Annotated in this window: 28 protein-coding genes and 1 tRNA gene; 12 read left to right on the top strand and 17 right to left on the bottom strand. The window is 63.7% G+C overall.

Features of this window, described 5'->3' with window-relative positions; genetic code table 11:
- Positions 1-100 precede the first annotated feature (100 nt).
- Positions 101-670 carry a DUF7998 family protein gene (locus MUK72_RS03130; RefSeq protein ID WP_244703841.1) on the bottom strand — a complete coding sequence of 190 codons (570 nt, stop codon included), beginning with the start codon at positions 668-670 and terminating at the stop codon, positions 101-103.
- Positions 671-1,121: 451 nt separating this feature from the next.
- Between MUK72_RS03130 and MUK72_RS03125 the strand changes: the two genes are divergently transcribed.
- A complete protein-coding gene (locus tag MUK72_RS03125) occupies positions 1,122-1,421 on the top strand; it encodes an Htur_1727 family rSAM-partnered candidate RiPP (RefSeq protein ID WP_244703839.1) in 300 nt (99 codons plus the stop codon).
- The gene (locus MUK72_RS03120) at positions 1,418-2,605 is read left to right on the top strand and encodes a TIGR04347 family pseudo-SAM/SPASM protein (protein WP_244703837.1); all 1,188 of its coding nucleotides are present in this window, start codon (positions 1,418-1,420) and stop codon (positions 2,603-2,605) included. The genes MUK72_RS03125 and MUK72_RS03120 overlap by 4 nt, the downstream gene beginning before the upstream one ends.
- 81 nt (positions 2,606-2,686) lie before the next feature.
- Here MUK72_RS03120 and MUK72_RS03115 read toward each other — a convergent pair whose 3' ends face one another.
- The 3 genes from MUK72_RS03115 to MUK72_RS03105 are packed head-to-tail and all read right to left on the bottom strand — an operon-like array spanning position 2,687 to position 4,447.
- Entirely contained in the window at positions 2,687-3,025 is a 339-nt protein-coding gene (locus MUK72_RS03115; RefSeq protein WP_244703835.1) for a glutamyl-tRNA reductase, read from the bottom strand.
- A 12-nt stretch (positions 3,026-3,037) separates the two neighbouring features.
- Positions 3,038-4,141, bottom strand: a complete 1,104-nt coding sequence (locus MUK72_RS03110; RefSeq protein WP_244703833.1) for a TIGR04053 family radical SAM/SPASM domain-containing protein — start codon at positions 4,139-4,141, stop codon at positions 3,038-3,040.
- Positions 4,142-4,144: 3 nt separating this feature from the next.
- Positions 4,145-4,447, bottom strand: coding sequence for a CGCGG family putative rSAM-modified RiPP protein (locus tag MUK72_RS03105; protein ID WP_244703831.1), 303 nt, complete (start codon positions 4,445-4,447; stop codon positions 4,145-4,147).
- 156 nt (positions 4,448-4,603) lie between these two features.
- Between MUK72_RS03105 and MUK72_RS03100 the strand changes: the two genes are divergently transcribed.
- A complete protein-coding gene (locus MUK72_RS03100; RefSeq protein WP_343749959.1) occupies positions 4,604-4,873 on the top strand; it encodes a DUF2249 domain-containing protein in 270 nt (89 codons plus the stop codon).
- A 55-nt stretch (positions 4,874-4,928) separates the two neighbouring features.
- Here the strand turns inward: MUK72_RS03100 and MUK72_RS03095 are convergent, their stop codons facing one another.
- A complete protein-coding gene (locus MUK72_RS03095; RefSeq protein ID WP_244703827.1) occupies positions 4,929-5,159 on the bottom strand; it encodes a DUF2249 domain-containing protein in 231 nt (76 codons plus the stop codon).
- 53 nt (positions 5,160-5,212) lie between these two features.
- Positions 5,213-5,449, bottom strand: coding sequence for a DUF2249 domain-containing protein (locus MUK72_RS03090; RefSeq protein WP_244703825.1), 237 nt, complete (start codon positions 5,447-5,449; stop codon positions 5,213-5,215).
- A gap of 130 nt (positions 5,450-5,579) precedes the next feature.
- Between MUK72_RS03090 and MUK72_RS03085 the strand changes: the two genes are divergently transcribed.
- From MUK72_RS03085 to MUK72_RS03070, 4 genes are all read left to right on the top strand, one after another.
- Positions 5,580-6,233, top strand: coding sequence for a helix-turn-helix domain-containing protein (locus MUK72_RS03085; RefSeq protein ID WP_004054557.1), 654 nt, complete (start codon positions 5,580-5,582; stop codon positions 6,231-6,233).
- A gap of 143 nt (positions 6,234-6,376) precedes the next feature.
- The gene (locus MUK72_RS03080) at positions 6,377-6,748 is read left to right on the top strand and encodes a winged helix-turn-helix domain-containing protein (RefSeq protein WP_049916252.1); all 372 of its coding nucleotides are present in this window, start codon (positions 6,377-6,379) and stop codon (positions 6,746-6,748) included.
- Complete coding sequence (locus MUK72_RS03075; RefSeq protein WP_004054559.1) at positions 6,745-7,023, top strand: DUF7521 family protein; 279 nt, start codon at positions 6,745-6,747, stop codon at positions 7,021-7,023. Before MUK72_RS03080 ends, MUK72_RS03075 begins: the two co-directional genes overlap by 4 nt.
- A gap of 201 nt (positions 7,024-7,224) precedes the next feature.
- Positions 7,225-9,525 (top strand): nitric-oxide reductase large subunit, encoded by a 2,301-nt coding sequence (locus MUK72_RS03070; RefSeq protein ID WP_244703824.1) that lies wholly within the window; start codon positions 7,225-7,227, stop codon positions 9,523-9,525.
- A 125-nt stretch (positions 9,526-9,650) separates the two neighbouring features.
- On the opposite strand, the gene MUK72_RS03065 is transcribed toward MUK72_RS03070, so the two are convergent.
- Complete coding sequence (locus MUK72_RS03065) at positions 9,651-10,004, bottom strand: hypothetical protein (RefSeq protein ID WP_244703822.1); 354 nt, start codon at positions 10,002-10,004, stop codon at positions 9,651-9,653.
- A gap of 133 nt (positions 10,005-10,137) precedes the next feature.
- Between MUK72_RS03065 and MUK72_RS03060 the strand changes: the two genes are divergently transcribed.
- On the top strand, positions 10,138-10,725 hold the full coding sequence (locus tag MUK72_RS03060) for a TrmB family transcriptional regulator (RefSeq protein WP_244703820.1): 588 nt from the start codon (positions 10,138-10,140) through the stop codon (positions 10,723-10,725).
- 18 nt (positions 10,726-10,743) lie between these two features.
- Here MUK72_RS03060 and MUK72_RS03055 read toward each other — a convergent pair whose 3' ends face one another.
- Both MUK72_RS03055 and MUK72_RS03050 read right to left on the bottom strand, forming a co-directional pair.
- On the bottom strand, positions 10,744-11,481 hold the full coding sequence (locus MUK72_RS03055; protein WP_004054563.1) for a beta-ketoacyl-ACP reductase: 738 nt from the start codon (positions 11,479-11,481) through the stop codon (positions 10,744-10,746).
- An 89-nt stretch (positions 11,482-11,570) separates the two neighbouring features.
- Positions 11,571-11,957, bottom strand: a complete 387-nt coding sequence (locus MUK72_RS03050; protein WP_244703818.1) for a hypothetical protein — start codon at positions 11,955-11,957, stop codon at positions 11,571-11,573.
- A gap of 384 nt (positions 11,958-12,341) precedes the next feature.
- Between MUK72_RS03050 and MUK72_RS03045 the strand changes: the two genes are divergently transcribed.
- On the top strand, positions 12,342-13,055 hold the full coding sequence (locus MUK72_RS03045; protein WP_244703816.1) for a DNA-directed RNA polymerase subunit epsilon: 714 nt from the start codon (positions 12,342-12,344) through the stop codon (positions 13,053-13,055).
- A 133-nt stretch (positions 13,056-13,188) separates the two neighbouring features.
- Here MUK72_RS03045 and MUK72_RS03040 read toward each other — a convergent pair whose 3' ends face one another.
- The 4 genes from MUK72_RS03040 to nirK form a co-directional block, all read right to left on the bottom strand.
- Positions 13,189-13,422 (bottom strand): hypothetical protein, encoded by a 234-nt coding sequence (locus tag MUK72_RS03040; RefSeq protein ID WP_244703814.1) that lies wholly within the window; start codon positions 13,420-13,422, stop codon positions 13,189-13,191.
- Between the two features lie 26 nt (positions 13,423-13,448).
- Positions 13,449-13,730 carry a PadR family transcriptional regulator gene (locus MUK72_RS03035; protein WP_244703812.1) on the bottom strand — a complete coding sequence of 94 codons (282 nt, stop codon included), beginning with the start codon at positions 13,728-13,730 and terminating at the stop codon, positions 13,449-13,451.
- Between the two features lie 218 nt (positions 13,731-13,948).
- On the bottom strand, positions 13,949-14,968 hold the full coding sequence (locus MUK72_RS03030) for a halocyanin domain-containing protein (protein ID WP_244703810.1): 1,020 nt from the start codon (positions 14,966-14,968) through the stop codon (positions 13,949-13,951).
- Positions 14,969-14,982: 14 nt separating this feature from the next.
- The gene (gene nirK, locus MUK72_RS03025; protein WP_244703808.1) at positions 14,983-16,083 is read right to left on the bottom strand and encodes a copper-containing nitrite reductase; all 1,101 of its coding nucleotides are present in this window, start codon (positions 16,081-16,083) and stop codon (positions 14,983-14,985) included.
- Between the two features lie 349 nt (positions 16,084-16,432).
- On the opposite strand from nirK, the gene MUK72_RS03020 reads away from it, so the two are divergent.
- Positions 16,433-17,728: a right-handed parallel beta-helix repeat-containing protein gene (locus MUK72_RS03020; protein ID WP_244703806.1), complete on the top strand. Its 1,296-nt coding sequence runs from the start codon at positions 16,433-16,435 to the stop codon at positions 17,726-17,728.
- A gap of 151 nt (positions 17,729-17,879) precedes the next feature.
- On the opposite strand, the gene MUK72_RS03015 is transcribed toward MUK72_RS03020, so the two are convergent.
- A tRNA-Thr gene (locus MUK72_RS03015) sits at positions 17,880-17,951 on the bottom strand.
- Positions 17,952-17,994: 43 nt separating this feature from the next.
- Positions 17,995-18,642 carry a DUF7114 family protein gene (locus MUK72_RS03010; RefSeq protein ID WP_244703797.1) on the bottom strand — a complete coding sequence of 216 codons (648 nt, stop codon included), beginning with the start codon at positions 18,640-18,642 and terminating at the stop codon, positions 17,995-17,997.
- A 59-nt stretch (positions 18,643-18,701) separates the two neighbouring features.
- Between MUK72_RS03010 and MUK72_RS03005 the strand changes: the two genes are divergently transcribed.
- On the top strand, positions 18,702-19,391 hold the full coding sequence (locus MUK72_RS03005) for an enoyl-CoA hydratase/isomerase family protein (protein ID WP_244703795.1): 690 nt from the start codon (positions 18,702-18,704) through the stop codon (positions 19,389-19,391).
- Here the strand turns inward: MUK72_RS03005 and MUK72_RS03000 are convergent.
- Positions 19,388-20,233, bottom strand: a complete 846-nt coding sequence (locus MUK72_RS03000; protein ID WP_244703793.1) for an NAD+ synthase — start codon at positions 20,231-20,233, stop codon at positions 19,388-19,390. The two genes, MUK72_RS03005 and MUK72_RS03000, sit on opposite strands and share 4 nt — an antisense overlap.
- A 169-nt stretch (positions 20,234-20,402) precedes the next feature.
- On the opposite strand from MUK72_RS03000, the gene MUK72_RS02995 reads away from it, so the two are divergent.
- Positions 20,403-21,065 (top strand): cysteine hydrolase family protein, encoded by a 663-nt coding sequence (locus MUK72_RS02995; RefSeq protein ID WP_244703791.1) that lies wholly within the window; start codon positions 20,403-20,405, stop codon positions 21,063-21,065.
- A 48-nt stretch (positions 21,066-21,113) separates the two neighbouring features.
- Here the strand turns inward: MUK72_RS02995 and MUK72_RS02990 are convergent, their stop codons facing one another.
- Positions 21,114-21,956, bottom strand: coding sequence for a DUF63 family protein (locus MUK72_RS02990; protein ID WP_244703789.1), 843 nt, complete (start codon positions 21,954-21,956; stop codon positions 21,114-21,116).
- Between the last annotated feature and the right edge of the window lie 53 nt (positions 21,957-22,009).

Genomic DNA, 22,009 nt, shown 5'->3' with positions numbered 1-22,009 from the left:
GGAAGTACGGCCGATGGCCAGCAGCGAGGTCGAACCGGACACCGTCCAGGATCCACGGAGGCCGACCCCCTCTTGGATGATCGAACGCTCGTCGTCGATCTCAGAACGGTGGCTGTGCCCCGCCGGCCGATCCCGGCTGACGGCTCGATCCGGCCGTTTCGCTCCCGTCCGCTTCGTTGACTCGCCCGGTGTCTCGATAGCGCGCATCGAGTTCGTCGAGGCGGTCGTTGATGGCCGTGCTCTGCTGGTGCATCGGATGGACACGAACGCGCACGCGGTCGTACTCATGGCGATCGCTCAGGCCGTTCCACGCGCGAAACGAGCCGATGGTGAGCGTGTGGCTCTGCGGGCAGAACGGTGTCGTCGGGGTGAACTCCGCACGGAGCGTCGAAGAGTCGTCGGCCTCCGCGGCGTAGCGATAGCCCGCAGCCGGATGGCGATCGTCGAGATTGAGCCGTGCGAGGTTGTAGCCGAACGTCATGTCGTAGACGCCGCGCTCGTCGAACAGCCGTTTCGTGAGCCGGTGGAAGGCCGTGTGGCGGTCGTCGGTCAGAACGTCGTGACCGTCGAGAAACGGGCCGGGTTCCGGTATATTCTCCAGAACGAACTCGTGATAGCGATCGAAGAGGCTATCATCCGCCTTCGAAAACGGCGACGGGAAGCTGGGCATGGTCGTGTGTCGAACCCGGGAAACGGTAACCGCTGTCCCGAACCCGTTCGCGGTCGTTGAGTGTTTCGACGGGGTGAAACGGGATCGATGGCCGATGCGAAGACGTCCGCAACAGCGTATCCCGATCATTGTGAATGAGCGTCACTATCGCTGATCGCTCCGGGGCTGCAGACGCCGCCTGCGATGGAACGGCGGAGATCACGGCACACTCGTACTGACCGTCGCCGCGGAGAACGAACGAGCCAGAACCGTCTACGACAACATCGGCTTCGACGTGAGCGATCGGCTGGCAACGGAGATCACGATGCGCCTCCCGATCGAGGAGCCGATCGCGAAACGGGTTCAGCTCCCGCCAGCGGAGCGGCCGTGATCGCCAAGATCGCCAAGATCGCCAAGATCGCCGAACATCATCGGGAAAGGAACGTTTGCATCGTGGCTCGCGTGTGGAACCATGGCCGAGCAATCGAACTGGTCTCGCGTCGGCGAGCAGCCCCGTGATGCGGTCGATCGTGAATGGGAGATTTTCGTCCGGAACGAGACGACCGATCCACTGCAGCACGTCGGGAGCGTGTCCGCACCCACGATCGAGGCTGCTCGGACACAGGCAACGACGCTGTTCGGCCGGTACGCGACCGATCTGTGGCTCTGTCCAGCGGCCGACGTGCGGCGATATTCCAGAACAACGATCGACGAACGGGCCGTGTCGATCGATCCCGCGAAAGAACGCGACGAGCGAGGCCATAGCGCATGATCTCGATCAGCAAACTCCTCTGTGATCTCGACGCGGAGGGTGACGGCCTCCGCTACGACGCTGCCGGTGAATCCGCGAAACCACAGATCACCGACCACAAACAACGACGGCCGGTCGTCGTCTGGAACCTCACCAAACAGTGCAATCTCTCCTGCTCACACTGTTATGCGGCCGCCGACACCGAAACCGCCGACGGCGAACTCACTACCGAGGAGGGCAAGCGCGTGCTGGACGATCTCGCCGACTACGGCGTCCCGGTCGTGTTGTTCTCCGGTGGCGAACCGCTCGTCCGTGACGATCTGCCCGAACTGATCGAATACGCGGACGCGAGCGGCATCCGTCCCGTGCTCTCGACGAACGGCACACTCATCACCCCTGATATCGCACGGGAGCTGCGCGAGGCGGGCCTGAAATACGCGGGCATCTCGGTCGACGGACTGCCCGAACGGAACGACGCGTTCCGTGGCCAGGACGGTGCGTTCGATGCGGCCGTTCGTGGGATCAGGGCATGTCTCGACGCCGGCCTCAAGACCGGGCTCCGATACACGATCACTGAGCGGAACGCAGCGGATCTCCCCGCTGTCGTTGCACTCCTCCACGACGAGGGCGTCGATCGGTTCTGCTTCTACCATCTCGATTACGGTGGTCGCGGTGCGGGGATCGTCGACACCGATCTGTCCCCGGAAGAGAAACGGGCTGCCGTGAAGCAGCTGTGTGACCTTACACGACGATATCACGACCACGACGACGAGATCGAGACGTTGCTCGTCGGTAACTACACCGATGCCGCCTATCTCGTCGAATACGCGCGCGAGCATTTGAGTGAGGCCAACGCCGAGCGGATAAACGACTACCTCCGCCGAAACGGGGGCGATCCGACCGGCGAGCGTGTCGCCGACATCGACTATCAGGGCAACGTCCATCTCACGCAGTTCTGGCAGAATTACAGCCTCGGCAACGTCCGCGATCGCCCGTTCAGCGCTCTCTGGGACGACGAGTCGAACCCACTCCTGAGAGCGTTGCGCAACCGAGAGCAGCGACTGTCAGGACGGTGTGCTGACTGTCAATATCAGAATATCTGTCGAGGAGCATCACGACTCCGGGCGCTTGCCGTGCACGACGATCCGTTCGCCCCCGACCCGCAGTGTTATCTCAGGGAGGACGAAATCGCGCCGACAGTGTGACTCCCCGACCGATCTGACGGTACGATGGTCAGAATACCGTCGAGAAACGCGGATTCGACGCCGGAGATCGTCTCGGTATCGTCACTCGTTCGATAGCGTGTCCGGATCGAACAGCTCCAGCGCCGTCCGCACATCGGAGCGATCCGTCGACGACGCGTTTCGAAGCGACTGTGTCGGCGGAGCCAGCAGCTCGTCGACGAGTGCGTCCGCCATGTCGACGATGACGGCCCGTTGGGCATCGGTGAGGGTTCCGTGCTGGTCCAGTTTCGTGAGGGCGGTCCGGAGCTCCCGCTGCTCGATCCGGTCCGCGTGGGCGTGCAGCCGCTCGATGGCGCGCTCTCGTGATACAGTCGGATCGACCGATCGCTGCGAACCGCGATTCCGTCGATCACGACCACGGTTGTCGGTGCTCTGGGTCATCGATCACGCTCGTCAGGCAGTGAACTGCTGGTCGGGCGGTGCTCCATCGTACTCGTCGGGCAGGTACGCACAGAGCGGATCGCTCGCCAGTGGATCGCCCGTGTACGCGTAGGCTCGCGAACGACTCCCGCCGCAGACGTGTCGGTACTCGCATGCGCCACATTTTCCCCGGAGTGCGTCGGGATCGCGAAGTCGCCGGAACGATGCCGACTCGCGATAGACGTCGACGACGTCCTCGTGTTTGACGTTCCCCGCCGCCTGCGGCAGGAAGCCCGAGGGGTACAGCTCGCCAGTGTGGCTGACGAACGCGAACCCGTTCCCGGCGGTGATCCCCATTCGCCGGCCGATGCCGTCCGGGGCCGGCGACCGGGTCGCGTGGTCGGCGCGGCCGCGTTCGATCGCGACCCGTCGGTAGTGGGGTGCCTCGGTCGTCTTGATTCCGAACGGTGCGTCGTCGCCGACGGTACACAGCCACTCCATGACCCGTTCCGCACGGTCGGGCGAGATCGGATCGAGAACGCGTCCCCGTCCGACCGGGACGAGGAAGAACACCGACCAGAGCACGGCATCGAGCTCCGCAACGCGATCCCGAACGGCCGGTAGTTCGGCGACGGTGTCCGCGCAGACGGTGGTGTTGATCTGTATCGGGACGCCGGCAGCGCGGGCGTCGCGTGCTGCCCGCAGTGTTTGCTCGAAACTGCCCCGTTCCTGGCGGAACTCGTCGTGAGCCGCGGCCGAACCGCCATCGATGCTCAGCGCCATCCGGCGTAGGCCCGCATCGGCCAGCGCCTGGATTCGATCGGCGGTGAGCGACGTCGTGCCGCTCGGCGTGAGCGTCATCCGAAGCCCGTTGTCCGTCCCGTAGTCGACGAGCTCGACGGTGTCGTCGCGAGCCAGCGGATCGCCACCGGACAGCACGACGAGCTGTCCGTCGCCGAAAATACGGATGTCGTCCAGCAACTGCTTACCCTCGGCCGTCGTGAGTTCGTCCGGATGTCGCTGGGGCTGCGCGTTCGCCCGACAGTGTTTGCAGGCGAGGGCACACGCCTGTGTGACCTCCCAGATGAGGACGAACGGGCGCTGGCTGGTGTCGATCTCTCGTGGATCGGTCGCCATCGATCAGACGTGGACGCGGGTGACGTGGCCGCCACAGCCACACTGTTCGACGTAGCTCCACTCGATCTCGTCGCCGTATTCGTCGGCGAGCGCGTCGAAGAGGTACTCACGCGGATGGCCGTGATCGCCATGCGTGACGAGGTTGACGTGGTTACCCGGGACCGTGTGTTCGATCGCGTCGAGCGCCTGCTCGATGACTAGCTCCCTGTCGTCGGCGTGGCGCGGTTTTTCGAGGTTCGCCGACCAGGAGTTGTCGTGCAGGCGGTCGGTGATCGGTTCGGCATCGTTGTGGGACACGCTCGCCATATCCTGTCTTGGGCTCCGGAACGGGAAAGCAAACTCCCGAACGTGTTCGGCGTATCGGCAGCGGAGAACGCGATCTTCGAGGCGATCAGGCCTGACAACGACTGCGTGAACATCTTCGGGGAACTGTTCGAGGGTATCCGGTCCGTCGATTCACTCATGCCCGCCGTGGACGAGTACGTGACCGATACCGAAGCGCCGACGGACCGAGCGAGGGAGACGATGGACGCCCGTGATCTCCCGCCGCCACAGCCGCTCCAGAACACCCTCGAACGGCTCGTCACAATGGACGACGAAACCGTGTTAGTGCAGGTGAACGACCGTGTTCCACAGCATCTGTACCCGAGACTCACCGATCGTGGCTACGAGTACGAGACGATCGAGGCGGACCCCGGCGTCGTCACCGTCATCTGGATGGTGGACCCCTGAATCGGTCGTGACTGCTCCGACGCGCAGATGCTGAAAACGGGCTGCGCCGGAGTAGCTACTTCTTCGGCAGCGTCGCGACGAACTCGTTTTCGCCACGCTCCTCGACTTCGTAGCCCTCGGCGTCGAAGTCGGAGATTTCGGCCTGCATCTCGTAAAATAGCGGTTTCGGATCGTGGTCGTTGACCAGCGTCAGCGCCTCGCCGCTCTCCAGATTGCCGAACGCGTCGTGGACTTTCGGATGGCGTTTCGGGGCTGGGATACCACGGAGATCGAGTTGGTCGGACATGCGCTTGCTCGTACTCCCTGGAGACCCCAAATCGTTTTCCCGAAGGTGTTCGGTCAGGCCTTCGTGATCGACACGCGCCACTCGTCGTCGCCGGCACGTTCGGTCTCGTGGGCGTAGCCCTGCCGTGCGAGAACGGCGTAGAGCGGTTCTGGCTCGAAGCTGTTGACGAGCACGAGCGTCTCGCCGCCGTCGAGTTCGTCGAGCGCCGTCATGATCTCGCCGAACGGCTCGCCGTCGATCGTTCGGACATCAAGCTCGCGCGTGCCGTCCGCCGTCGGTCCGGTTGGCATGGACGTTCTCAACTACCGATAGGAATAGCCGTTCCGCCGATGATGTTCGTTCCCATGCACGTCGTCCCGTGGGCGAACATATTCGGGAACACTGATTGGGGTCCGGGCCGAAGACGTTCCACTAGAGACGATGCCACGAGCCAATCTCACGCTCACGATCCCCGAACACATCTGGATCGGGGAGATATCGCGCACACACCCGGCAGCGACCGTTCGCATCCTCGCGGCGCTCGCCGGCGACGACGCCGGCGTCGGCCTCGCCGAGATCACGAGCGAGAACCTCCCCTCGATCCTGGACGACATCGCGGCGAGCGAATCCGTCGTCGAACTCGATATCCTCCGCCAGCAGAGCGACGAGGCACTGATCCAGTTCGAGACGACGACGCCGCTGTTGCTGTTCCCGATCCAGGATTCGGGCGTCCCGCTGGAGATGCCGTTCACCATCGAGGAGGGGGAAGCCATCTGGGAAGTCACCGCACCGCAGCGACGGCTCTCGGAGCTCGGTACGCAGTTCGAACAGTTCGGGATCCCGTTCACCGTCAACGAGATCCACCGCCACATCGAGCCGACACAGCTCCTCACCGACACGCAGCTCGAACTCGTCCGCGCGGCCATCGAAGAGGGCTACTACGATACGCCGCGACGCTGCTCGCTGACCGATCTCGCTGCGGAATCGGATTTGGCGAAATCGACGTGCAGCGAAACGCTCCATCGGGCCGAGGAGAAGATCATCAAGCAGTTCGTCGAGAACCTCCCCGATTCGACGCCGGCGGAGCGACCATGAGATGGGATGGCCACGCGTCCACCGACGGTGGCGAGCAGCCGTCGGCGTGAGAGCACCGCTACCCACGACGAATGAGCACGTTCAAACCGCCCGTGACCGATCGACCGATCGAACACGAGACGATATCCAGATGGGGGACAAAGATGGGGCGTGATCCGTTCGCCGCCGACCATCCACAGCTACAGGTCGTCTTCGATGCCCTCGACGACCCCGAATGCCGCACCATCATCAAGCGGATGGAGGAGCCGATGACCGCCAAGGAGCTCTCGAAGGACTGTGACGTGCCGCTCTCGACGACCTACCGGAAGCTCGAACGGCTCGCCGACGCCTCGTTGATCGAAGAGCAAACCGAGGTCAGAGCCAGCGGTCGGCACACGGCACGGTACGCACTCGATTTCGAGGCGATACATATCGATCTCGAAGAGGACCGATCGCTGGAACTGACGATCGAACAGCCCGAGCAGACGCCGGAGAAACAGCTCTCGGAGCTCTGGGCGGAGGTACGAAAGAAATGAGCGCACTCGTCGCGACCGCAGTGACCGTTCTCAAGGTGTTGAGTCTCTCGCTGGGCGGGCTGATAACGTACTTCGCGTACAAGGCCTACCGGCGAACCGAATCACCCGCCCTTCGCGCACTCACGATCGGCTTCGCCGTGATCACGCTCGGCGCGTTCGTGGCCGGCATCGTCGATCAGATCGTGCCGGTCGACCAGAGCCACGCGCTCCTCGTCGAGAGCGCGTTCACCGCGGGCGGGTTCGCGATCATCCTGTATTCGCTCTACGTCGACTGAGTGCGAACTCGCGGATGAGGGGAGAGGAGAAGAGGAGGGGGGGGGGAGTAGGGGAAACGAAGCGGATTGGACGACGATTCTGCCGTTTCGGATCGGTGGCGGATGCCACGAGCTTGCTGCTGGCGAACGTGTTCGGGAGATATCGGCGAATGAGAATCGTCCCGGCTCATATTGAAGTGGCCATCGAAATATCGGCGTAGCATGGACGTCACCCGAAAGACGCTCGCGAAGATCCTCGTCGTGGTGTTCGTGGCCAACCTCGTCGTCATGGGCGCTGGCGCGCTCTACTCGTATCAGAACGCCCCGCCAATCCCACAGGAGGTGGTCGGCCCGGACGGCCAAACGATCGCCACCGACGAACGGATCCAGGCCGGCAAGGCCACGTTCCAGTCGAACGGCCTGATGAACCACGGGTCGATCCTCGGCAACGGGGCGTACTTCGGCGTGGACTTCACCGCCGATGCGCTCGATCTCAAAACTCAGTATATGCAGGAATACTACGCGAACGAGCGCCGCGGACGGTCCTACCGCTCCCTGCCTGACGCCCGACAGGCGGCCATCGACAGCCGAGTGACGAACGAACTCGACACGGACTACGATGGCGGCCCGGTCGAATACTCCGCCGCCGAACTGTTCGCCCACCGGCAGGTCCGCGAGGAGTACGTCGACCGCTACGCGAACGGTGCGCGCGAGCGCGGCGTGCCGGCCGGGATGATCGAAAACCCGGAGGACGCACGGCGGTTCGCCGACTTCGCGCTCTGGACCGCGTGGGTCTCCCACACCGACCGGCCCGGTGCGGACTACTCCTACACGAACAACTGGCCGTACAACCCCGTCGCGGGCAACGTACCTGCCGGCCCGACGGTCGTCTGGAGCGCCGTCGCGATGGTCCTGCTCATCGCGGGCGCGGGCATCGGCGTCTGGCTCTACCACTCGATCGAACTCGCCGAACCCGAGATCGCCGGCATCGATATCCCCGACCCGCGCGAGGTCGATCTCCTGCCGAGCCAGCGCGCCGCGACGCGATATATCCCCATCGCCGCGTTGCTGTTCGTCGTGCAGGTGCTCTTCGGCGCGCTGCTCGCCCACTACTACGTCGAACGCGACGGCTTCTTCGGGCTCGGCGACCTCCTCGGGATCGACATCCTCCAGTGGCTCCCCTTCGCCATCTCGAAGACCTACCACCTCGACCTCGCCATCCTCTGGGTCGCCACGCTCTGGATCGGTGCCGGCCTCTTCTTGCCAGGCCTGCTCACCGGCCACGAACCCGATCACCAGCGCACGCTCGTCAACGTGCTGCTGGGCGCGCTCGTCGTCGTGGTCGTCGGCGGGTTCGTGGGCGTCTGGCTCGGCTTCAAGGGCGTTATCGGCACCGACAACCCGCTCTGGTGGATCCTCGGCAACGAAGGGCTGGAGTACGTCGAGGTCGGGCGGCTCTGGCAGTTCGGCTTGCTTCTCGGATTCGTCCTCTGGACGATCCTGCTCTATCGCGGGTTCAAGCCCATGCTCGACCGCGAATCGCGCTACGGGCTCGCCCACATGATCATCTACGCCGGCGGTTCGATCGGCCTGCTGTTCGTCGCCGGCGTGCTCTACACGCCACAGACGAACATGGTGATGACGGAGTTCTGGCGCTGGTGGGTCGTCCACATGTGGGTCGAGGGCTCCTTCGAGTTCTTCATCGTCGCCGTCATCGGCATCACGCTCGTCTCGATGGGGCTCCTGGAGAAGCGCTCGGCGGAGAAGGCCGTCATGCTCCAGGCGCTGTTCGTGATGGGTTCGGGCGTCATCGGTGCCTCACACCACTACTGGTGGGTCGGCCTGCCCGACGTCTGGATCCCGTTCGGCTCGATCTTCTCGACGCTCGAACTCATTCCCCTCATACTCATCCTCTTCGAGGCACTCGGACAGTATCGCGCGCTCGCGACGAGCGACGAATCGTTCGCCTATCGATTGCCCTTCATGTTCATCATCGCCTCTGGCGCGTGGAACTTCCTCGGCGCTGGCGTGCTGGGCTTTTTCATCAACCTCCCGATGATCAACTACTACGAGCACGGCACCTACATGACGGTGGCCCACGCCCACGCGGCGATGTTCGGGGCCTTTGGCTTCCTCGCGCTCGGGATGGCGGTGTACATGCTCCGGCTCACCGTCGATCCCGACCGGTGGAACGAGCGCCGGCTCCAGTGGGCGTTCTGGCTCTGGAACGCCGGTCTCGCCATCATGGTGCTCATCTCGCTGCTGCCGATCGGCTTCCTCCAGCTCGAAACGGCGTTCACGCAGGGCTACGACGCCGCGCGCTCGCTGGCCTTCTACAACGGCGATCTCGTCCAACTGCTGTTCTGGGCGCGATTCCCCGGCGACATGCTGTTGATCCTCGGGACGATCGTCTTCGCCTACGACGTGATCCGTAAGCGGTTCGTCCTGCGGGAGACGTCAACCCCCGACGAGACTCCCGGCGGAACGATCCCCGATCGGATTCTCGCCGAGGACGACGACTGAAACCGGGACAGTCCTCCCTCCCCCCCCCCCGAGTGGTCGTCGCGATCACGAGCGGTGAACGAGGGGGAGGACTATCCGGATTACGAGGTTTTCACGGTATATTATGGGTGCGATGAAACACGCCCCTAGATCCCATGCGTGCTGTTTTTGATGCCGAAGTGGGCGAACACGAACAGGCTCGCGAGGAGCCAGCATCCGATTATCGTTCCCGTAATCGCGGTCGGGACGATCTCTCCCGCGACAACAGTCGCTACAGCAGCCGCAACTCCAAGGATCGTGAGCCACTTGTAAAATCGCGCAAAGTTCCGTTTTGTCAGATATCGGTCACTAGAATCGGGCCCGTCGGTGGCCATGATACGCTCGAATGATAGCTGTGGAAACATGTTTCTGTGGGCGGCCGACTGTTCGGGGGTCAGTGTTGCTCCCGAACGGCTGTTCTCGTCGGATCGAAGTGCGTGAAGATCGGCGTTCGGAAGCATACTGCAGCGAGCGGACATTCGTGGCATGGATTCTCGACCGGTTCCGTCCGACAGTATACATCGACGTGGGAAACGAGAGTCATCGGCGGCGAAGCGATCCGTCCCCGGTTCCGAAACGGTCTCCAACTGATAGATGTCCTCGATAGCAAACGATACGACGGCAGTCGAGCTGACGGACGGCCAGCTGGCAACGCTCCGGCTACTGATCGACTGCTACCACGAACGTGACACCGCGGTCAAAATGGGGACCGTGGTCGGGAGAGCCGAGCGGGATCCCACCACGGTTCGCAGTCAGCTGCGGAACCTCAAAGCGCTGCAGCTCGTCAGGGGGATTTCGGGCCCCAAGGGAGGCTACAAGCCGACCGGGGACGCGTACGGAGTGCTCGATCTGCAGACGATGGACGACGCCGCAGCCGTCCCTCTCAGCCGAAACGACGAACGGATCGAGCACGTGAACGTCGAGGAGATCGATCTGGTCAGCGTCCGCCATCCGGAGCGCTGTCTCGCCGAGATTCGGGTTCAGGGGCCAGTACGGGACGTTCGGGACGGCGATACCGTCACCATCGGTCCAACGCCACAGTCACACCTTACCATCATGGGGCGGATCGACGACGTCGTCGATGGTGACGGTGTTTTGGTGATCGATGTCGAGGGGATGGACGCGCCTGCCGACGACCGGGAGAAACGGTCCCGACCGACTGCGTGGGAGCGGGGAGAGTGACCGCCGTTCGATCGCCACTCACAGATCCTTGCCGCCGTTGACGTCGATCACCTCGCCGGTGATGAACGACGACTTTTCGCTCGCGAGGAAGCCAACGACCTCGGCGACTTCCTCGACCGTACCGAGCCGTCCGAGCGGCGTGTCCTCCGTGATGTCCTCTTGCAACCGGTCGGGGACGCTATCGAGCATGCTGGTGGCGATGAAGCCAGGTGCGACGCAGTTGGCCGTCGAGCCCTCGTTCGCCAGCTCCAACGCCAGCGTCTTCGTGAACCCGAAGATCCCGCTTTTCGCCGTCGCGTAGTTGGCCTGCCCCATGTTGCCGCCCTTGCCGACGATGCTCGAAATGTTGATCAGGCGGCCCTCGTCGGCTGCTGCGATGTCGTCGTAGAACGCCTGCGTACTGTGAAAGGCCCCGTCGAGATGGATGTCAAGGACGGTATCCCACTGCTCGTGGCTCATCTCGGAAAAGAGGACGTCCTGGTTGATCCCTGCGTTGTTGACCACCACGTCCGCCCTGCCGAACGCCTCCTGAGTCGCCTCCTGCATCGCCGTCACTTCCTCCCGGTCGGTGACGTCCGCCTGGACCGCGATCGCGCGACCAGCGGTCGATTCGATCCGATCGACGACCTCGTTGGCGGCCGATTCCGACCGTCGGTAGTTGACCACCACGTTCGCTCCCTGCTTGCCGAAACACTCGGCGATACCGCGGCCAATTCCCCGCGACGAACCGGTCACCACACACGTCCGATCATCCATATGGTAGTATCAGCAACGCATTCGGTATGAAGATTGGGTCGGGACGGACACAAGCGTCCAGGTGATACCGACACGGTTCTCGCTGCCCGTCAGTCGGGCGAGACACCCGGTTCGAGCCATCGCTCCTCGCCACATCGTCTGCATCGCCAGATCATTCGCGGTGGGTGTGTACGGGAGGACAGTCCAAACCGGTCCTCGATCGTCGTCCCCTCCGGCCGGAAGGAATGGTGATGCAGCCGGCAGATCGTTTCGGAGACGTCCGCACCGGGGAGTGAGAGTCGCCCGCGGAGCGATTCTGCACGAACCACGGTCAGTTCCAGAGCGATATAGAGCAACAGACAGATCACGGCCACACCGAGCGCCACCGTGTTCACCCCATCTCCGACGAGAAGGGCGATCACACCCACGAATCCAGCCAGAATTCCCACCGTCGTCTGGCCGACCGCTATGAGTGTGTAGTATGGGTCCGCTACCACGAGTCGAGGCGTGTTTTCCACGATCCGGAATCGGAAATGGCCTTTGTTCTTCATGTTTATGTCAGTTATGCGCGGTCAGTGTGATCGTGATCGTTCGTCGTCGAGAGCTGGGAAGCAGCCATCGCTGAGTGTACCGTTTGATCCCCCATCAACGTAATAAATATAACTACAATCGTCGAGCACAGCGGCCACAGTCCGAACGGGACAGTCGATTCCATCGCAGCATCGATGCGACGGATGGTGATCACGCGGGCCATCCGCGTCGTTCTTTAAGTGGTTCTGGCGACAAGGTGAAGATACGAGAGAGACCCGTCGTGTTCTGGGTCGACGATCGTTCCACACGGACGCATCTTTCAACTCGTAGCATCTACTACCGTCCGAACCATGCCCAACGGTGGAACCGCTCCACGGCCGACGTCCAACGCCGATGCGGAAGAGATCGGTCGGTTGAGTCGCCGTCCCGGCGACAGTACCGTCTCGCGTGCCGATCTCCAGCGCGACGAAACCACCCGCCGCTGGGGACTGGTCACGCCAAGCGCGACCCGTATCGGGCGCGCGGACTCACCCGACGGCGATCTCAGTGAGAACGTCCGCCGCCTCCACGAAGAGCGTCACCCCGCGATGGAAGGCTACAGTCGGCGTGCTCACCGACTCGAAAAGCTTCGCCTCACCCACGCACTCTGTGGCAGCCTCGGGCTGACGCCCTGGCAGCGCGACCGCGCCATCGGCACGATGGTCGATCTCGATCTCACCGCCTTCGGCAGCCAGCGCGCCATCCCGAAGGTCGCACTCGTCGTGATCCGCCACGTCGTCGATCGCGAACGCGAACACCATCTCGGACTCCACGACGAGGAGTGGATCGCCGAACAGCCACCGGAACGGCTCGCCGACCTCTACGACCAGTTCCACTCGATCACCGACGACGAGCAGTTCACCGCGCTCTGCGAGCAACACGATCTCGACGTGACAAATCTCAACCGCCTCCGCCGGACCCTGATCGACCAACTCGACGAGCAGGACCTCCACGAGGCGGTCTACGGACGCAACCCCTACCGCGATCCGAGTCTGCCGGAGCTGACCATCGGCTCCTCGGCCTGATCGATGAGTCGAGGGACACCGATCGTTCTTTAAGTGGTTCTGGCGACAAGGTGAAGATACGAGAGGAGACCGTTCGCGCCGTTCGGTTGTTATCTGGTTTCTCGTGGAACTGACGTCGGCGTGATTCGCCCAATCACTCGTCGTGCATCGTGCGATCGAGCTCCGTCCGAACGAACTCCTCGGCGATGACCGTATAGCGGATCGACCCATCGGCTTTCTCGCGAACACAGGCGGTACAGTACGTCATCCGGCGCTTGGTGCCGTCTTCGAGAACGTACTGTTCGGTCTCGCGCTCGCTGGGGTCGCTCGCCCCACAGTTCGGACACGCCGGGGAGTTCGTCGTTGTGTCACGCTCAGTGCCTGTCATGGTTGCATTGGAGAAATCGAGAGCGGTCAGGCGTCAGCAGCCACGTACTGGTCTTCCCACTCGCGGCGAGCCTCGATCTCTCGACGACCACGCTGGGTCAGCCGATAGTAGTTCGTTCGTTTGTCGAGCTCGCCCTTTTCGAGCAGTCCCTTCTCGACGAGCGTGTCGAGGTTGGGATAGAGCCGCCCGTGATGGATCTCCGTCTCGTAATAGTCTTCGAGCTCGTCCTTGAGTTCGAGTCCGTTCGGTTCGTCCTCGCTGGCAGCTACGTACAGCAGGTCGCGCTGGAAGCCAGTCAGATCATACATATCCCGGAGATGGTCATTCTATCAGTAAAATATATCGATATCCGGAAACGGGATGAGATGGCTCATCCGACGCGAAGAGCCGAGGTTGGATGGCTTGCAGTCGTTCGTGTCGGTCCCAATGCAGCAGCCACGAACATCGGAGCCGGCATCGCAGCGCCACACCCGTCGCTTCGGAGAGGCGGTATCGACGGAAAACATACCCTCCACCCCACCCCCGATCAGGGCGGTTCCTCGCTGCTCCACGGACCGGTCGTCGTTTCGTTGTGGAGCTTGACACCACGGTGCAGCGCTCCGCCGAGAACGGCAGCACCACTGGCCGCTACCGCGAGTCCCTTCGGACCGAGTCCGGGCACGACACCCCGTCCGACGACGATCGCACCGCGCATCCCCTTGTCACTGTGTGAGATGCACTCGTATTTGCTGAGGCCGTCGCCATCGAACGTCATCGCGAACTGATGGCCCGCCGTCGCCACCTTCTCGCTGCGATATCGCTCGTCCGCGTCGACGATATCGTGCGGGCCCGTGTCCGTGACCCACTCCCAGACGACGGTCGTCCCGGGATCGACGTGGATCGCGGGCGGGTCGAACGCGTACGGGCCACCGTTGCCCGCCGCACCGAGTTTCACGCTCACTTCATCGGCCCCGGTCCGATCGACGATCCCCTCGTAGTTGCCCGTGTTCGAGAGCCAGCCATCGAACGATCGGGGTGTATCGCCGGCCCCGGTTGCGGAGGCGTTGGCTGTGCCGCCGTCGCTCCCCGCTCCAGCACTCCCATCGAGCGATGCGGTGGCGTCACCGACGACGACAGCCCCCTTCATCCCCATCGCCTCGTGGGGCGCGCAGTAGTACCGATACACGCCCGATCCATCGAAGGCGTGTTCGAACGTGGCCCTCTGATCGCTCTGCATCTCGCTCTCGAACTCGCTCGCCTCGGCGACGACGTTGTGACTTCCGCCCTCCCCGTTCCATTGCCAGACGACGGTGGCTCCGGCGTCGATCCGCACCGCGGCGGGACCGAACGCGAAGTTGCCGCCGTTGCCCGTCGCGCCGACGGTGATCTCGACCGTCGACTGGCCACGCTGATCGGCGATCTCGGTGGCGTTCGAGACGCCCTCGAACCACGATCCGAGACCACCAGCCTGTGCGGCAGCTGGGTCGGCGAGCGCCCCGACGCCGATGGCCGTCCCTGCGAGAGCACCGAGGAACGCTCGCCGACTCGTTAGTGTGGATGATGTCATCGTTCGCTCCAGAGTCAGTACTGCGGCCCTTCCTCGTCCGTTCCTTTCGCTTTGTTCAGCGCGGGATCGAACACCTCCGGTCGCTCGGGCCCGGTCACGTCGATCTCGGCGAGGAGTCCTCGCCGCGTCACCCGCGTGAGCGCGTGATCGACGAGTTTGATGCGCGAGGGCACCGGCAGATCCATCTCGCCGACCATGCAGCTTCCCGGTGGCACTTTCATCGTCTGGACGTATCTCTCCGGCTGGCTGGCGAGCGCGCCGTCGCGCCACGCCCGCGTCCAGACGTTGCCGATCGGATGGAAGTTCGAGGAGACGTTCGGCCCGCCCGTCACGAGAAACACCCGAACGGTCTCGCCGGTTTCGGCACTCATCGTTCCGTATCGATCGGGTGTGAACGGGTATTTCTCGCCGTTGAACAGGACGTACGTCGGTGCCTCGTTCGACATTGCATCCGCGTCGAAGCCGTGGTGGCCCTGCTCACCGACTGCTTTGTCCGTGTAGACCTCGTGCTGGCCGAGATAGAACTCGCGATCGACCGGGGGCATGCCCGCTTTGGGCTCGACGAGCACCATCCCGAACATGCCCGTCGAGATGTGCTGGTCCATGTTCGGGACCGCACAGTGGTAGATGTACGCACCTGGATACGTGGCCTCGAATCGCATGCCGTTGGCGGTGCCCGGTTCGGCGGTCGTGGCAACGCTCCCGCCACCGGTGCCGTAGATGGCGTGCATGTCGACGTTGTGCTCGCGCTTGTTCTCGGGGAGGTTCTCCATCGTGAACGACACCGTATCGCCCTCACGAAGGCGGATCATCGGCCCCGGAACCTGCCCGTCGAAGGTCATGAAGTTGAACGTCACGCCGTCCTCGATCTCGGCGGTGACCTCCTTCGCTTCCAGCGTGATCTCGTGGTGTTTCGGCTCGGTGCGGTCGATGGGTGCCGGAATATCGGTCGGATCGGCCGCCACCCGTTCCATCGACTTCTTCTGTGCCTGCTGGAGCGTCGTCGAGGGCTGGCCGACCGCCTCCGTTTGGAGACCGGTCGTACAGCCGGCGACGGAGGCTGCACCGCCGATGCCGAGCGCCCCCAGCAGCCGTCGTCGTGAGATCGGGAACATCGTTGGTAGCTCCTTACAGGTAATCCTTCACCGTCTATCGTCATCAATCGGAGCGCCGATTCCCACACGGCTGCAACAACCCCGCAGATGTTCCCGGTGAGGTTTATCCGTTCAATGGGAGTGGATTTTCAGGAATCGGGATGCGGGGAATGGGATAGGAGAGGAGTGACAAACCCACCCAATGCAACGGAACTGGGTACGGAGATACGTCGTAGATGGACGATGTGACACAGTTTCCGGTACTACTAAGAGATAGCCTGAGAGTGAGTCCATGTGTATGGTAAACAATGGCTATACACAGGGGGAGGGGGACCTCAACCGACGGACGGTGCTGAGGGGAATAGCCGCGATGGGAGTTGCCGCGGGCGGTTTCACGGTAAGCTCGGGCGCTGTGGCCGGTGAAACAGAGGACGACTGTGACATCTACGTCAACGACGACGGCGGTGGGGACGAAGGAGAAGACGGTGAGGATGAAGAGGACAGGGAGAACGCCGATTACCGATCGATACAAGCGGCCGAGAACGCAGCAGGGCCGGGTGAGACGATCTGTGTCGCCCCCGGCACCTACAGAGAGAGCGTCGGGATCGATACACCGAATCTGACCATCACGTCGACCGAAGACCGGGAGGAGGTCGATGTCATCGGGCAGGAAGGAGCAAGCAGTGCGACGATTTCCATCGATGCCGATGGCGTGACGTTCGATGGCATCTCGGTCCACAATCCCGACCGTTTGATCGGTGTGAAAGTCGAACGAGGCGTGTCCGGTGCCACGGTTTCGAACACTCTCGTTTCGGACGTTGGCCCGACCGGAAGGCTCGGTGTCACAGGAATCCTTGCCGGCGGGAACAACGAGGACCTCGTGTTCGACGGCAACACCGTCGAGAGCCTACAACAAGCCGGAGAGGGGCCGTTCAACCCATCGACAAACGGGATCTTCATCGACAATAACGGTAGTGAATCGACCAACGTTGTGATCACCAACAACGAGATCAAGGATCTCACAAGCGAGTACGCCAGCATCGGCATCCTCACGCAGGACGCCACCGACGTTCGAATCGAAGGAAACAGCGTCAGAGACGTGTCGGCGGACGATCCCGACGGGATCGACTTCGCAACGGGGATCAACGTCGATGGCGGGTCGAACGTTACGGTCAGAAGGAACGACGTTCGAGACGTAACCTCGGACGACGGGTTGGGAGCAGCATTCGTGGCCGACGGATCGATCTCCGATCTGACGGTTACAGCCAACAACCTCGTTTCGAGGATCGGCTTCGGGAACAACACCGCTTCCACGCTCGATGCGACGTGCAACTACTGGGGAAGTTCGTCGGGCCCCTACGACGCCAGTGACGCCGATTCCCAGCAAGACAACCCCGATGGGGAAGGGAGCGATATCGCGGAAAACCCGGGAGCAGTCGACTTCACACCGTGGTCAACAGCACCGATCGACGGGGATGATGAGGATGACGAGATACAAGATGGCTCCTGTAGCGGCGGGATCGATCAAGATGAAGGTGAAGAAGACGAGGGCGAAGAAGAGGAAGACGAAGGCGAAGACAGGGAGGGTGATGGAGGGGAAAGAGACGAAGACGGCGATGAGGACGATAACGAGGAGAGCGACGAGGAAGAGGAGGACGAAGACTAAACGTAACGGATTCCTCTATCGATAGAGCGGGCCCAACGGGGAATGGTCAGATTGCTCGAATCGGACGCTTCGGGCGTGAAGTCACGACCGCAGTACTCGCAATTGGTGCGATTCCACCGTTATCGCGATGCACTACAAACGGTTTATCCTAAGCCTAGGCCGGGATTTGAACCCGGGGTCTCGTCCTTACCAAGGACGCGCTTTACCGCTAAGCTACCCAGGCGGACATCACTCCCTACCGCCGAGCCGTCTTTATCCGTTTCGGTTCACGAGTCGGTCGCCGACGTGCGCATACCGGCGTCGGCCGACTCGAACGGCGCGCTCGCCCGCCGAGAGAGCGCGTCGCGCGTCGCGGTGTCGAAGAGCTCCGCGGCGGTAGGGAGTTCGGTCACCCCTTCGTCAGCGAGATCGGCAACGAACTCGCGGTAGGACGCCGAGGGGTGGCCGTCGACGACCGTGGTGCCGGCGACGGCGGCGAGGCGGAACACGTCGGCTTCGAGGCGGCGCTCGTCGCGATCGCAGGTCCGATCGCGGCCGAAGTTGCGGACGGTTTCGACGGCGCTCCCGGCGGCCTCGGTCCGTGCGAGCAGGTAGAACCCGCGAGCGACGAGCGCGTCGGCGGCGAGCACCGCCACGTTGGCGTCGTCGCTCCCGTCGCTCTCCCAGGGATCCTCGGCGGCGAGCCGGCGCGTCAGTCGAAGTCCCTCGTAGATAAGCTGCGTTCCGGCAGCGCGCTCGGCAACAGTTTCGATGGCAATCGAGGAATCGAGCGCACGGGCCGAGAGCACGACCAGCACCCCCGGTGCCATCGAGCCGGTTTCGAGGGCGGTCGTGACGACCTCGTTGAACGGCTCGGGGTCGATATCGCGGACGGCCTCCCGAGCTGCAGACCGGACGTGGGAGGCTTCCTTCATCGACAAATCGTCAGGCCGCGGAGGGCAAAGGCCTTTGGAAACGGGCCGTACGTTCGCTCGTGATCACGACGAGCATCGACGGCGCGGTCGGGATCGTCACCCTCGATCGACCCCACAAACGCAACGCACTCTCGCCCGCCGGACTCGATGAGCTCGAAGTCACGATCGGGTCGCTCGACACACCGGTCGTTCACCTCCGTGGTGCCGGCCCGGCGTTCTGCGCCGGTGCCGATCTGAGCGCGGTCGCCGAACTCGACAGTGACGATGCCCACGAGTTCGCCCGCAGCGGCCAGCGCGTCGCGAACGCCATCGAGCGCAGCGAATCGGTGATCGTCGCGGGCATCGACGGGGCGGCCCGTGGCGGTGGAGTCGAACTCGCGCTCGCCTGTGACGTCCGTGTCGCGACTCCCGAGGCGAGCTTCGCCGAGACGGGCGTCAGGCTCGGCCTGTTCGGCGCGTGGGGTGGCACGCATCGACTGCCAGCCGTCGTCGGCGCGGGCAACGCACGCGATCTCGCGCTCTCGGGACGCACGATCGACGCCGAGGAAGCGCTGCGAATGGGACTGGTCTCCAGGATCGTCGACGATCCCGCCGAAGTCGTCGCGACGATCGCCGATCACGACCCCGCTGCGCTCGCCACGATCAAGAAACGACTCCGTGACGACGCGCCACCCGAGAAACAGGACCGGCGCGAGGCGGCGGCGTTCGCCGAGCTCGTCGAGGACGCGGATCTCGCGGCGTATCGCTAATCGAATCGGGTGAGCGGTGCGGGCGCGGGCGGCGTGTGGCGTTTGTGCTCGCTGCGGGCGACCAACCCCTCGACGTGCTCGACGGTGTCTTCGTCGATCCCGAGTTCGCGCGCCGTCGCCGTCCGCGAGAGCGGGCCGTCGATCCGCAGTGCGAGGATCGCGTCGAGCGTGTCGTAGCCGATCCCCAGCTCCTCCTCGTCGGTCTGACCGACCCACATCCCGGCCGTGGGTGTCTTGTCGACGAGATCGTCGGGAACGCCGACGTGACGGGCGAGCTGGCGCACCTGGTGTTTGTAGAGGTTGCCGATCGGATGACAGTCGACCGCGCCATCACCGTATTTCGTGAAGTAGCCGACGAGCGCCTCGGTGCGATTGCCCGTGCCGAGCACGAGCCGGTTTGCCCGGTTGGCGAGGTAGTAGTTGCAGACCGCCCGCACGCGCACCCGGAGGTTGCCGACGGCCGTTCGCTCCGATTCGTCGTTCTCTGCGTCGGGAAAGGCACCGAGAAACGACTCGACGATCGGTTCGATCGCGAGTACGTCGTAGTCGATACCGAGATCCTCGGCGACGCGTTCGGCGTCGCTCATGTTCTCGTCGCTGTTGACCTCGCTCGGCAGCACCAGCCCGTGGAGTCGATCGGTGCCGAGCGCCTCCGCAGCCAGGTGGGCTGTCAGCGTGCTGTCGATACCGCCCGAGATCCCGAGCACGCCGCCGGTCGCGCCCGCGGCCTCGACACGCTCGTCGATGAAGTCGGTGATCCGCTCGCGATGGGCGTCGAGTTCGTCCGCCGAGAGCGAGAGGTCGAAGGGGACGTCCGTCGCCAGCGGTTGAGTGTCGGTCATTGCCGACCTATAGGTGAGCGGCCCACTAATATCCACCACCGACGCCACGGGACTGGTCGTTCGTCGTTTTCTCGGTGACAGGCTCGGACACGAACGACGATCCACACGGACACCACCGATCCCGGCATCGTACCAATGGGTTGAACACACCCCACCGTGATCGACGACCATGGACGAGTACACCCAGCCGGACCGTGAGCATGCAGCGCTGTTGACGATCGATACACAGCGAGATTTCACGCGTGAAGAGGGCTCGGCGACGATCCCCGGAACGAACGAGGCTGCGGGAACCATGCAACGCGTGACCCGACAGTTTCGCGAGCAGGGCTCGCCGATCGTCCACGTCGTTCGTCTCTACCGGTCCGACGGCTCGAACGCGGATCTCTGTCGGCGAGCGGGGATCGAAGACGGCGACCGAGTGGCGATCCCCGGAAGCGACGGTGCGGAACTCGTCGACGAGATCACGCCCGTTGGCGACGTCTCGCTCGATACAGACCGACTTCTCGATGGGGAGTTCCAGCGGATCGGCGACGACGAAACGATCATGTACAAACCTCGCTGGGGAGCGTTCTACGACACAGGACTGGAGGAGCGGTTGCGTGCTGCCGATATCGACACGGTCGTCGTCTGTGGCTGTAACTTCCCGAACTGCCCGCGAACCACCATCTACGAGGCGAGCGAACGCGATTTCCGCGTGGTCGTCGTCACGGATGCCCTCTCTGGACTGTACGAACGCGGGCGCGAGGAGTTGCGGGACATCGGCGTTCATCTGATGGATGCCAACGAGTTCGGCGAGTGGTTCGGCGCTCGGAACACGAACAGTAGCCGCTGACTGCTTCCCGTCCCTATGCGGAGCGATCGGGCGTTCGCACTCGTCGCTCTACGGGGTGACGATGGTGAACAACAGCAGATTGTGCGCGCCCGGTCCGAGACCGACCGCCGCGACCGCACCGAGCAGGAGATAGCCCTCGGCCGGTTCCTCGCGGACGTAGTCGCTCATGAAGACGACGACCAGCGCCGCGAGCACGAGTTTGACCAGGATGAACAGCCAGCCTGCGCCGATGATCTCGGCCGTCGGCAGCCCGGCGGCGAACTCGATGATCGCCCGCGAGACCGGCGAGCGCTCGCCGAAGCCAAGCACGTCGAGTCCGACGGCCGTCGAGACGCCGTCAAGGGTGTGTCCGAACACCACGAGCGCGCCAACCGCTCCCGTCACCTGAGTCTTCGGCACCGCACGGCGCAGCCCGCTCCAGACCGCGGCCGCGAGGATCACTGCGACGACGATTCCCAGCGCGGGCCACGCGATGGTCAATCCGGGCGCGCCGCCGGCCAGCGCCCACCCGACGGCGACGAGGGCGAGGACGCTTCCGGAGAGGCCGACGATACCGGGTACCGACGGTGGTCGCCAGCGATCGGCGGGGAGACCAGCGACTGCGGTGGCGGCCCAGGTGGCACCGGCGACGGTGGCGACCGAGAGATAGACCGTTGGCGAGCCGAAGAACGGTCGCAGGACGGGGGGAACGCCATGGACCTGATAGAGTACGTAGCAGCTCGATCCGAGCACCATCCAGGGCGCGAACGCGACGACCACCCGGTCGGTGACGCAGGGGCCGATCCGGCGGAGGGAGACGGCGACGGCGACGAACGCGACTGCGAGAACGAGGAGATAGCCGATCGGTGGGAGTGCCGAGCCGGCGGGGAGCAACTGCGCGGGCACCTGCATATCCGACCGGCGGTCGGCCGGGGCGAAAGCGTTCCGATCGCCGGGGGCGGATT

This window comes from Halococcus dombrowskii, from assembly GCF_022870485.1.
GTDB classification, from domain to species: domain Archaea; phylum Halobacteriota; class Halobacteria; order Halobacteriales; family Halococcaceae; genus Halococcus; species Halococcus morrhuae.
Note: the sequence above shows the minus strand (reverse complement) of the source record. Positions and strands in the feature narration are given on the sequence as shown.